The sequence below is a fragment of the Citrobacter sp. CK191 genome, from assembly GCF_030333435.1.
Lineage (GTDB): Bacteria > Pseudomonadota > Gammaproteobacteria > Enterobacterales > Enterobacteriaceae > Citrobacter_B > Citrobacter_B koseri.
In genome coordinates this window covers 15,770-27,606 of the sequence record NZ_JAOWFX010000003.1, presented here as the reverse complement: position 1 = coordinate 27,606, position 11,837 = coordinate 15,770, and the positions used below count along the sequence as shown (strand labels likewise).

At 54.5% G+C, this 11,837-nt stretch carries 10 protein-coding genes; 1 reads left to right on the top strand and 9 read right to left on the bottom strand.

Going from position 1 to position 11,837, the window contains the following annotated elements; genetic code table 11:
* Positions 1 to 435: 435 nt before the first annotated feature.
* Entirely contained in the window at positions 436 to 1,344 is a 909-nt protein-coding gene (locus tag OGV82_RS00135; protein ID WP_024130527.1) for a LysR family transcriptional regulator, read from the top strand.
* 231 nt (positions 1,345 to 1,575) lie between these two features.
* On the opposite strand, the gene cobO is transcribed toward OGV82_RS00135, so the two are convergent.
* The 9 genes from cobO to glmS all read right to left on the bottom strand — a co-directional run bounded on the left by cobO (position 1,576) and on the right by glmS (position 11,654).
* Positions 1,576 to 2,178 (bottom strand): cob(I)yrinic acid a,c-diamide adenosyltransferase, encoded by a 603-nt coding sequence (gene cobO / locus OGV82_RS00130; RefSeq protein WP_012133266.1) that lies wholly within the window; start codon positions 2,176 to 2,178, stop codon positions 1,576 to 1,578.
* A 9-nt stretch (positions 2,179 to 2,187) separates the two neighbouring features.
* Positions 2,188 to 3,840 (bottom strand): class I fumarate hydratase, encoded by a 1,653-nt coding sequence (locus tag OGV82_RS00125; protein ID WP_047458079.1) that lies wholly within the window; start codon positions 3,838 to 3,840, stop codon positions 2,188 to 2,190.
* A 108-nt stretch (positions 3,841 to 3,948) separates the two neighbouring features.
* On the bottom strand, positions 3,949 to 5,256 hold the full coding sequence (locus tag OGV82_RS00120; protein ID WP_012133264.1) for a dicarboxylate/amino acid:cation symporter: 1,308 nt from the start codon (positions 5,254 to 5,256) through the stop codon (positions 3,949 to 3,951).
* Positions 5,257 to 5,423: 167 nt separating this feature from the next.
* The gene (locus OGV82_RS00115; RefSeq protein ID WP_012133262.1) at positions 5,424 to 5,741 is read right to left on the bottom strand and encodes a DUF4387 domain-containing protein; all 318 of its coding nucleotides are present in this window, start codon (positions 5,739 to 5,741) and stop codon (positions 5,424 to 5,426) included.
* Positions 5,738 to 7,108 (bottom strand): acyclic terpene utilization AtuA family protein, encoded by a 1,371-nt coding sequence (locus OGV82_RS00110; protein ID WP_047458076.1) that lies wholly within the window; start codon positions 7,106 to 7,108, stop codon positions 5,738 to 5,740. Before OGV82_RS00110 ends, OGV82_RS00115 begins: the two co-directional genes overlap by 4 nt.
* Positions 7,109 to 7,111: 3 nt before the next feature.
* Positions 7,112 to 8,353, bottom strand: coding sequence for a methylaspartate ammonia-lyase (locus tag OGV82_RS00105; protein WP_012133260.1), 1,242 nt, complete (start codon positions 8,351 to 8,353; stop codon positions 7,112 to 7,114).
* A complete protein-coding gene (locus OGV82_RS00100) occupies positions 8,353 to 9,798 on the bottom strand; it encodes a methylaspartate mutase subunit E (protein WP_012133259.1) in 1,446 nt (481 codons plus the stop codon). Before OGV82_RS00100 ends, OGV82_RS00105 begins: the two co-directional genes overlap by 1 nt.
* Before the next feature lie 18 nt (positions 9,799 to 9,816).
* Positions 9,817 to 11,205: a methylaspartate mutase accessory protein GlmL gene (gene glmL / locus OGV82_RS00095; protein ID WP_012133258.1), complete on the bottom strand. Its 1,389-nt coding sequence runs from the start codon at positions 11,203 to 11,205 to the stop codon at positions 9,817 to 9,819.
* Positions 11,205 to 11,654, bottom strand: a complete 450-nt coding sequence (glmS, locus tag OGV82_RS00090; protein ID WP_047458071.1) for a methylaspartate mutase subunit S — start codon at positions 11,652 to 11,654, stop codon at positions 11,205 to 11,207. The genes glmL and glmS overlap by 1 nt, the downstream gene beginning before the upstream one ends.
* Positions 11,655 to 11,837: the final 183 nt, after the last annotated feature.

Genomic DNA, 11,837 nt, shown 5'->3' with positions numbered 1-11,837 from the left:
GCATCTTGCTGCGGTAAACGTTTACCCGCGCTTATTGTTATTAATATCATCCTGCCAGCAGGTGACGAACAGAAAATTATCAGACACATAAACAGTCGCTTTCTGTTATGCCGCGTGTTAAATCCTCCTTAAATAAACCACAAATAATATTGATTCACCTCGCAACATTTTTTCTCCATAAAACAAGTTAACATGAAAAATTATTAAGAACTTATTAGCACTATTTGCCTGTAATTAACCGCGTTTAAATTGTGTTTATTGTCGGGGTTGAGTATTATTGCTTAATATTTAAACACTGGCAGTGTGCGTAAATCATGGAGTGGATCAATGACATTAGCGGAGAAAATAAAATATAACTCTCGGGGATAATCTGGAGGGGTTGCATTAATTTTTTATAAATTAAACTATTTTTGTACGCTGCATATGGAAGACGTTATGAGAGGAAAGATACCCAAGACCGAATTACTGGTGACTTTTGAAGTGGTGGCGCGTCACGAAAGCTATACCCGGGCAGCAGAAGAGTTGGCGTTGACTCAGAGTGCCGTGTTCCGGCAGGTGAATGCGCTGGAGGATTTTTTACATACCTCGTTATTTAACCATGCCAAAAAGCGAATTTTTTTAAATGCAGCCGGTAAGCATTATCTGAGCATTGTTAAAGAAACACTTAACAAACTTGAACGCGATACCAATACGATAATGACCTGGCAACCCACCGTTCAGGTCATTGAGCTGGCGGTGAACCCAACGTTCAGTACCCACTGGCTGATTCCGAATTTACGTGAATTTAATAAAATAAATCCTGACATTATCGTTAATATTCATTCGCTGGCGAATATTGGCGATTTTCTTAACCGTGAGTATGACGCCGCCATTATGCGGGAAGATTTTTGCTCGCCCTGGTCAGAGGTGGAGTATTTATTTGAAGAGGAAATTTTACCCGTATGCAGTGGCAGCCTTTTACCTCAGCCGAATCAAAAACTGACCGTAGAAGAGTTGCTCAATGAATTTCCCCTTTTGCATCAAAGTACGCGCATCAAAGGCTGGCAGGAATGGTTCGCGCTGTCGGATATCAACAGTCCGCTGGTGAATAAAGGCCCGCGCTTTGATTTATTGTCGATGCTGATTGCCGCCGTGCGTTCTAATCTGGGCGTGGCGCTATTGCCCCGGTTTGCGATCCAGCACGATCTGGATAACGGTGAGATGGTGATTCCCTGCGATGTGCCGATGCGTACAGGGAACCGGTTTATTATGACGTGGCGCGAAGAAAAAGCGGAATCCCGGTATTTACAGATCTTCCGTGACTGGCTGCTGCAAAAATCGGTAATCTCAGCGGTGGAGCGCTGATGCCGGATGGCGGCCAGTGGCCTTATCCGGCCTGCAAACGGTGAGAACTGATGCCGGATGCCGGCCAGTGGCCTTATCCGGCCTACAAACGGTGAGAACTGATGCCGGATGGCGGCCGGTGGCCTTATCCGGCCTATAAGCGGTGAGGGCTGCGGCCAATGGCCTTATCCGGCCTACAGGCGGTGAGGACTGTAGGCCTGATAAGCGCAGCGCCATCAGGCAAAGGCGCGGCTACCAGTCTATCCCGGCCTGCGCCTGAATGCCGCTATCGAATGCATGCTTCACCGGGCGGACTTCGCTGACCGTATCGGCGAGTTCCAGTAACTGCGTATGACACCCGCGACCGGTAACGATCACGCTCTGCTGTTCGGGACGATTCACAATCGCGGCGATCACGTCCTGGGTGTCCAGGTAGTGATAAGCCAGCATGTATGTCAGTTCATCCAGCACCACCAGATCGTAACGCGGGTCGGCGAGCATACGCCTGCCTTCCTGCCAGACGGCTTCCGCCGCCTGTATATCCGCTTCCCGGTCCTGCGTCTCCCAGGTAAAACCGGTGCCCATAATGTGAAACTCAACGCCAAGCGGTTGCAGCGTGTTGTATTCACCGTTATCCCACTGACCTTTAATAAATTGCGCGACGCCAACGGTTTTGCCGTGACCGACCGCGCGGGTCGCGGTGCCAAAGGCCGCCGTCGATTTTCCTTTACCGTTCCCGGTGAAAACAATCAGGACTCCTTTCTGTTCCGTGGCCGCTGCCACACGGGTGTCCACCTGTTCTTTCAGTTTTTGCTGCCGCTGGCGGTGCCTGTCAGTATTGGCTCGCGCTTCCATAAATGCTCCTTAATGTCCTGCCGGACAGGTCGCGCAGCGATGTTGCTGCTCAAACTGGCTGAAGAAGTTATTGCCTTTATCATCCACCAGCACAAAGGCGGGCAGGTTTTTGACCTCCATCATCCACACGGCTTCCATCCCCAGTTCGGGATACTCAAGGCAGCGCAAGCTTTTAACGTATTGCTGCGCCAGAAGCGCGGCGGCGCCGCCAATGCTGCCAAGATTGAAGCCGCCATGCTTGTGGCAGGCTTCGGTCACTTGCTGGCTGCGGTTGCCTTTCGAAAGCATGATCAAACTGCCGCCCGCCGCCTGGAAGGCGTCAACATAGCCGTCCATGCGCCCGCCGGTGGTCGGGCCGAGCGAGCCGCAGGCCTGTTTTTCCGGCGTTTTGGCTGGCCCCGCGTAATAAACAATGTGATTTTTCATGTAGTCCGGCATCGGTTCGCCGTTATCCAGACGCTCTTTAATTTTGGCGTGCGCGATATCGCGGGCGACGACAATCGGGCCGTTCAGCGACAGTCGGGTGCCGACAGGCAGCGTGGAAAGGTTATGCAGGATCTCGCGCAGAGGACGGTTGAGATCGAGCTGTACGGTCTGGGCGCTGTTTTCCACGCGCAGGGATTCAGGAATAAATTTTCCCGGATTGTGTTCGAGTTTTTCCAGCCAGATGCCGCGTTTGTTGATCTTCGCTTTAATATTGCGGTCGGCAGAGCAGGAGAGCGCCATTGCGATGGGGCAGGAGCCGCCGTGACGCGGCAGGCGGATAACGCGGATATCATGAGCGAAATATTTGCCGCCAAACTGTGCTCCGATGCCAAACTCGCGGCTGGCATTGAGCAGGATTGTTTCCAGCGCCGTGTCGCGAAACGCCTGGCCCAACTCGTTTCCGCTGGTCGGCAGGGTGTCGTAATATTTGGTTGAGGCCAGCTTCGCCACTTTCAGCGCCTGGTCGGCAGACAATCCGCCAACCACAAAAGCGATATGGTAGGGCGGGCAGGCTGCTGTTCCCAGCGAACGCATTTTTTCGATCAGGAAAGCGGTGAGTTTTTCGGGTTGCAGAATAGATTTGGTTTCCTGAAACAGCGCCGCTTTGTTGGCGGAACCGCCGCCTTTATTGACGAAGAGAAACCGGTATTCGTCACCCGGCGTCGCGCTGATATCAATCTGGGCGGGCAGGTTGGTTTGGGTATTCACCTCGGTGTACATGTCCAGCGGGGCGTTCTGGGAGTAGCGTAAGTTATTTTCCTGGAAAGTGATGTACACGCCTTTGCTCAGGGCTTCGGCATCGTCGCCGCCTGTCCAGACGTGCTGACCTTTGCTCGCCACAATGGTTGCCGTTCCTGTGTCCTGGCAGTTTGGCAGTACGCCTTTCGCCGAGACTTCGGCATTGCGTAACAGTTGCAGCGCGACGTACTTATCATTACTGCTGGCCTGCGGATCGTGCAGGATGCTGGCAATCTGCTTCAGATGCGCGGTGCGCAGGAAAAACGAGGCTTCATAAAATGCCTGTTGGGCCAGCAGAGTCAGCGCTTCAGGCGCGACTTTGATAACCTCTTCACCGTCTAACTCCGTTACCGTAATGTGCTTGTCGCTGAGTAATTCATATTCCGTCGTATCTTTGCTTTGAACAAACGGTTCCTGCCAGACAAATGGTTTAGACATATTAACTTCTCACCTTTAAGTTATTTTTGCCGGACGGTTGTCCGGCCTACAACAATGCGCAAACCGTAGGCCGGATAAGCGTTAGCGCCATCCGGCATCGCTGTGGTATCAGGACATCGCCACTTCTGAGTGTTCGGTTGCCGGGCGCTCCTGTTCCGGGGTTTTGACCGGCGCTTTGCCACGGCAGCCTGCGCCGAAGTGCTCGCCTTCCCAACGACCGACAATCGCCGCACCCATCGCATTACTCATCACGTTGGTGGCAGAACGGCCCATATCGAGGAACGGATCGACGCCCATCAGCAGGATCAGACCGGCTTCTGGAATGTTGAACTGGTTGAGGGTAGCGGCGATAACCACCATTGACGCACGCGGCACGCCTGCCATTCCTTTGGAGGTCAGCATCAGAATCAGCAGCATGGTGATCTGCTCGCCCATGCTCAGTTCAATGTTGCACGCCTGGGCGATAAACACGGTGGCAAACGAGCAGTAGGCCATTGAGCCGACGAGGTTAAAGGAGTAACCGATAGGCAGTACGAAGCTGGCAATCTTGGAAGAGACGCCAAACTTCTCCAGTTTGTCCAGCGTACCGGGGAAAGCCGCTTCCGAGCTGGACGTGGTAAAGGCCAGCAGCGCGGGTTCGAAGATTGCTTTGGTCAGACGACTGATGCACGGCCCGACAATCATTGTCGACAGGCCAATCAGGATCGCCCACAGCATCCCCAGCGTCAGGTAGAACTCGCCCATGAAGATCCCGGCGCTGACCATCACGCCCAGACCGCGTTCAGCAATCAGACCGGAGATGGCGGCAAAGACGGTCAGCGGCGCAAACAGCATCACGTAACCTGTCAGCTTCAGCATGACGTGCACCAGCGAGTCGAGCACTTTAACAATGGCGGCGCCTTTTTCACCAACAGCGGCCAGGCTGCAACCGAGGAAAATGGAGAACACCACAATTTGCAGGATCTCGTTGCGCGCCATCGCATCGATAATGCTGGTGGGCACGGCGTGCGAGATAAAGACTTTCAGCGTGAAGGGTTCAGACTGCACGGCGGCAACCGCGCCTGCGTCGTGTGCCACAAAGTTAATGCCTGCGCCTGGCTGGAACATATTGACGATGACCAGACCCAACGCAATAGACAACAATGAGGCGCAAATAAACAGGAAAAAGGTTTTAGAGAATATACGTCCCAGCGTTTTGGCATCGCCCATTTTGGCGATCCCCACCACTAACGTTGAAATAACCAGGGGGGCAATAATCATTTTTACCATGCGCAAAAATATGGTGGTAAAAATAGAGATGTCCTGGGCGTACGATTTTGCTGTTTCAGCCGATGCCATATTATTAATGGCCACCCCGGCAATCATGCCGAGTATCAGGCCTAATATGATCATTTTGGTTAAACTTATTTTTTTCATGTTTGCTCCATCGGATAATGGTTGGAGAATAATGTGTAGGGCAGCGCATACCCGAACGCAGACAACCGCTCAGGCACGCGCTTGTTATGACCAACCGCATGAATAATCAGGAAAACAGTGATACAGCAAAATCCTGTATCCTGATGTCTGTTGTTGTATTGTTATGACTACAAGTCGAAGGTAATACTTAATAGCGGCGCGTGTTGCTGCGCGCCATAAACATCATTGTCACCAACGTTGCCGGAAATAATATCGCGCGGCATGACAATTTTTACCGCATTTGCCGGATCAAACCAGACAATGCGATGAATAAAATCAGGCTCGACGTTATATAAACGGGCAATAAGCTGCGGCGTTAATTGTTCCGATGCTTTTACCCGCTGATAGTCTTCCCGGGTTTTAAACAAAATATCTAAAACCAGTTCGTACGGTCCGGCGTTTTTGGAACGAATCACCTGCGCCAGTGAGCAAATAGAGTGTTTCATGCCTGAACTCCTTCCGGCGTCACCTGTTCGAGGTGGAAATCAAATTGCAGCGCGTCGCTCGCTTCAATCAGGTGATAGATTGAAAACTCATACACTGGCCCGCTTTGAATGTCGGAAGGCGAGAACGGGAAGGCGAGGTTGCCCGCCGTCGCAATCCGGTTTTCATAGCCATAGTGCAGGAGGGTGGAACGCACCAGCGAACAGACGCTGTTGGCGATATCCTGCGTCGGCGCGACCACGTCGAGTAATATGCCCAGTTCGTGCCCGGCGCTCTGCATCGGTTCGTGATTGCCCATCACCCCGTTCTTACCGTACAGATGGAACGTCATGCGGATGCTGTCATCATTCAGCGAGAGGTTACGCGCCACGCTGGTCTTCACCTCTTCGAGAATGGTGTCAATGCTGGCAATCATGATCGGGTCGCGCGTCCCGGCGATGGTCAGACAGCGGAAGCCCACCTGACGCGCGCCTTCCAGCTTCAGCGCGTATGGCGTCTCTTCGTGACGGGAACCGCTGACGTAGACCTCGCCCTCGTTGACCGCTTTGAAGCTGCACCCTTTCAGATTCAGCACGCCGCCCGGCCCCGGCAGGTAGTACGGATCGGATTTCTCATACAGGGTGTGCGCCGCCGCAGAGGTTTCGGTGAACTTGCGCTTTGGATTGAACGTCTTAAGCGTAAAGCCGTTATCGTCAATGATCCCCATTGCGCAGTCGGAACCGGAACCCGGCGTCGCGGCGATGGCCGCGCACTCAAGGATCTTGCCGCAGTGCAGCGCCAGACCTTCATCAAAGCCCTGCATGATCGGCAGCGCCGCGAAGCAGGCCGGATCGTAAGCGCGTCCGCCCAGCACCACCTGCGCACCGGCTTTCAGCGCTCGCTGGAAAGGTTCGATGCCCATTTGCGCTACGATATAGGTGCTTTGGTCGATCGCGTCGTGGGTCAGTTCCGGGACGAAATCCAGCGCGGTGATTTTGCCGTTATCCAGCGCCTGGTGAACGATCGCTTTATCAACATCTGACGGGATAAGCGCCATCGAGAACGACAGTTTCTCTTCCTGCGCAATCTCAAGGATTATCTGGCGACACCACTCCAGATGCGGCGCCGCGCCGGAGCCTCCGGCAGTGCCGATCACCACCGGGATGTCGTTTTTTACGCCTGCGGTGATCATATAGCGCAGATCGCGTTTCACTCCCGCCCTGTCGGTAAAGGGTTTCCCTGCCCCCAGGTAGTGGGGGCCAGGATCGGAGGAACCGGCGTCAACGGCGATCAGATCCGGCGACTCCTCCATCGCTTTGCGAAAGCTCTCTTCCGGGAAGCCATAACCCAGAATGGCCGTCGGCGATAAGATCTTAAATGTGCGTGCCATTTCTCAATCCTTTGTCTGCAACAGCGCGATGGTGCGGTTCATCTCGTTAAACACGATGTTGAGACCTTCATCGAAGCCCATACCCGGTTTCACCAGCATCCGCATCGGGCGCGCGGCCAGTGCGACATGTACGCAGGTGCGGGCGCTGATCTCGGTTTCGTTACAGGTGCCGCCCTGATAGGCTTCCATCCCGTGTTTGTTGCAATAGAGCACGGCGTCAACGATGTTGTGAATGCCGCCGAGATCCGGGGTTTTGATCTGCACCATGTGGCAACTGCCCGCGTCAGTGAAATCGACGATGTCCTGATAGGTGTTACACCATTCGTCAGCGACAATTTTCACGCCGGAACCGAGACGGGTCAGCTCTTTGGTGATGGCGGTCAGCAGACGGATCTGATCCGGTTTGTTACCGGCATCCACCGGGCCTTCAATGTACAACGGCAGACCCTGCGCTTCTTTCTCCAGGCTGGCGATGTACTCCGCGCAGCGTACCGGGTCCATATCGAAGATCAGGCCGATGGTGCCGTAGACATCAATATGCAGCGTCGGGTGATAGCGGGGGCTGGTGCGCAGGCTCAGGATGCGGTCGGACAGCCAGCGTACATACTCACGCAGTTTCTCGCCCTGAAAGCCCAGTTTCTCTTCCACGTTGTTGATCAGCGCATGCGGCAGCACGTCAACGCCTTTGAGGATCATCTTATCGACGGCGATATAGCGATCGTCGCCGCTCTGACCAAATAACGGAATCGCTTCCGGGACGCACGGCAACTGCCATTCATCGCAAACCACTTCTGCTTTCAGACGACCGGACGCCAGCGCGGTGGCGTCGAGCAGCGCCTGCGACAGGCCGTAACGCACGGCGGTGTGCAGCAGATTGCCGTCAATGCGCAGCTTGTCGAAGAAGCGGGCGTTCGGCAGGAATGCATCGACATCACGACCTTCCAGCAGCGGTTTAATGTGATCGTTCAGGAACGGAATAAAGTGCTCCGCCAGGAACAGCGGGTCACGACCGCCAGCGCCGGAATACTGCACGGCGGCGCAGTCACCGACCGCTACCGCGCCATTTTCCAGAATCAGCTGTACCGAGATGCACTCGCCCGCCTGACGCACAGAGGTAAAGCCGGGCGTGACCGGCGCGCCGGTATAAATGAATCCATCATGACCCGCGCCGTTTTTAATCGCCTGCTGATCGTCGAAATAGAATGAGGAGTAGCCAGCGGTGAAAAGGGCCTGTTTAATTTTCATTATGGTCTTCCTATTAATTGACTGTGGGATACCGCGTTGATGTCATCAACAACCATCTGGAATGAGGGCTTGCGTCCTTCAAAATGGGCGCGCTCAGCGACGTAATCGTGGTGCAGGGCGAGGATATCTTTCGGCAGCGGAACCGCACCGGCTTCAAGGATGCGAATGGCGCCGGAGTTATCGCGAACCGGCAGGATTTTGCCTGCGTTACAGGAGGCCGGGGCGAAAGGGACGTCCAGCACGCCAGCTTCAAAAGCCAGCACCGTGCCGCGCGCCACATCGCCGTTACCCAGCTCAAAGACTTTTTTCAGCACCGCACGGACTTCGCACTTAATCAGTTCGACTTCCTGTTCCACGGCCGCGCACGGCGGGAACTTCTGGTCGCTGACCATATTGAGCATCTGGCGAGAGGCTTTAAGCCCCTGGGCGTTTGCGGCGGCCGTTGGGATACCGAAGGCTTCGTGCGGACTCTTGGTGATCACTTTGGTCGCGCCGGACATACCCGCCACCGCCGCGCCCCAGGAGATAATGGCGAACGCTTTGGATTCATCTTCCGGGAAGCCGCCCATCCACTGGTGGAAGACGGTGCTCAGTTCGTAATCATCAAAGCCGTAGTTCTGGAAATATTCGTGGGACAGTTCGCGCAGTGACTGAATGGCGGCGATATCCTGCGTCAGGCTGCCCACCTGGCCATAGCCGACGGTAATCGACTTCACGCCCTGTTCCAGCGCCAGCAGACCTTCGATGATGGCGACAGCGTGGGACATAAACGGCGGGATCAGCGTGCCGGTCAGCGGGCCGAACGGCTCGCGGTTAATACGGATGCCGTGTTCTTCATACATTCCCATCAGACGGTCGCAGTACTGCCAGTCGCGGATTGATTTTTCCAGCGTGACGCGCTTGGCGTAAGGAATGTTGTAGGAGATGCCGCCGCCTTCATAGCTGGTGAAGCCGCTGGCCATCGCGATTTCCGCCAGCAGTCGCGCATCCGGCGTACCGTGACGAACCTGAATGGGTTTTTCCAGTGCTTCCGTCATCCGGCGGCAGGCAGCAACGCCGTGGTTGACAACCGGCAGGCCGTTCAGCTTAGAGGTGCCTGCTTCGATGGATTTTTGAATACCGATCGCCGCTTCTTCGTAACGGTTCAGACGGGTATAGGCATCGATGGTGCTGGGAAGCAGATCGCACTCTTCCTGCAACGTTTTGAGCAGCGCGATGTGTTCATCCATCAGCGCCACGCCCGCGCGCGGCTGGCTGAGCGTTTTGCCTTCCTGATCGGCTTTTAACAGGGCATGAGAAAAGCGTTTTTTCTCTGGAATGGTTTGCTGATACTTCACGCCATCTTCAAAATTCTCGACGTCCTTGCCGGTATGCCAGGTTTGCAATACCTGATGCCGCTCGGTCATGAATTCGTCATGGGTTAATTTTTTATTTCGGAGTTCCATTCGTAGCTGCCTTAGGTTTTATAGGGTTAAACATTGAATACTGGTGCGAGCGGCGAGCTGCGGGTACAGCCTGGCGACATTCGCCAGCAGAGGAAGCAAGCCTTTTGAATCGCGGTAATAGTCAAACTGCCCGGGTAAGAGAATGCGTCTGCCGTCATCGTCCAGCTCGCGGTATTTCAACCAGCGATGGATGTCGAACTGACTGGCGCGGGAGAGCCATCCGCCGGAACCGACAACTTTGCGAACGGTGGTGAGGTCGCGCCCCATCTGTAAGTCGACGTTGCCCACGCAGGTGCAGACCTGCTTTTTGGTGCCCGCGTGACGTTCGCTGGCATAACCCACGCACAGCCCAGCCAGCAGGGCGTCGAAGAATTTCTCTTCGTCGCTGCGAGGGAGGTAATCGGGGTGGGACACCAGGTGGCGCAGATAGCCGTAAAACGCCTCCTGACGCTCAGGCTGTTGGGCAAACACGACGTTTACCATCTCCTGGGTGCTTTCTCCGACCACAAGGGCAGAGACGCGCATCCCGAGATCGCCTTCAACGGTGCGTTTGACGAACGGTTCCGGCACGCCATGCAGCACGGTATCGGGAGAGAGCATATTGGCGCAGGCGGAGTACACGTCGGTGGTGGCGCCGCCCATATCGATCAGCATGAACTCTTTCCATGCGCTGTCGATGTCGCTGATGGCTTTAACCAGCTCGTAGACGGTCCACGGCGTTGGCATCGGCTCTTCGCCGGTTTCGCCAACAATCACGTCCAGCCCTTTGCCTTTCACGATGCGGGACAGGAACAGATCGCAAATGGCCTGGCGGGCGGCATACGGATTCGGGTGATCGAGGTCGGGCAGAATGTTGTCTACCGTGGTCAGATCTTTATGCCCCAGAATGGCCTGTACCTCATCCTGAATGTCACGGTTTCCGGCATAAATAATCGCGCAATCCAGATTTGAGTTCGCCAGCGCGCGCGCATTCGCCAGGCCGTAGCTTTCTTCGCCGCCATCCGTACCGCCGGTAAACAGCAGGATGTCCGGCGGCGAGTTTTCTAACGCCTGGATGTCATGGCGGTTGAGCTTATACGCGTAATATTGCGCGATCTTCGCCCCCGCTGAGTGGGCAGTAACTTTTGCGGATTCCAGCGTGATAGACGGCACCAGCCCCATAGCGGCGACGGCGAGCCCGCCTTTTGCCGATGAGGAGTATTTCAACTGCACTTCGCCGCTTTTCAGCAACGGACGAGCATCGGCGACATTCAGCACCTGATTCAGACTGGCAAAAAAACCGTCTGCCAGATGGTATGTGGTGGTTGGCGTCAGGACATGGTTCACCAGGGTTAACGCATCCCCCTCCCTGGCGAAGAGGGCGGCTTTGGTCCATGTCGAGCCGATATCGACAGAGACGATTTGCATCAGATGGCCTCTTCAAGGCAGCGCTGTTCAACACCATGACGCCGGTTAATGTCCCCGGCCATTAACCGGCACACATCTTCCAGATCATGACTTGGCGCAAAGACGCGGTTAAAGCCCATCTCTTTAAACTTCGCTTCCACGTCGGCAAAGTCATGTTTACCCACCACCAGATTGCCGCCGACATAGAGCAGAATGTCACCAATACCGCGTTCGATGCAGCGTTCACGTAAACCGAGGCAGTCGATATCGCCGTGGCCGTAAATGGATGACACGACAATCGCATCGGCGCCGGTTTCGATTGCGGCATCAATATATTCATCCTGGCTTACCATGACCCCCAGATTGATTACGCGAAAATCATGGGCAGTAAAAACGCGATCCAAAACTTTATTGCCTACTGCATGGCAGTCAGCACCAATGACGCCAATAACAAGTGTTGATTTTTTCATGAGTAATCCTCTGTAGAGCTGATGAACAAAAGGTAAGAGTCTTCGTTTAATATTGCGCACTCAGGTTTCTGCAACCTTTTAATAGTCATGGAGTGTCTGTGCAGGCGGGAAGGGATGCAATTGATCTATTTTCAAAATATCTTTCTTAAAAATAATGTTCTTAATTAATCATTAGAAGGGTGT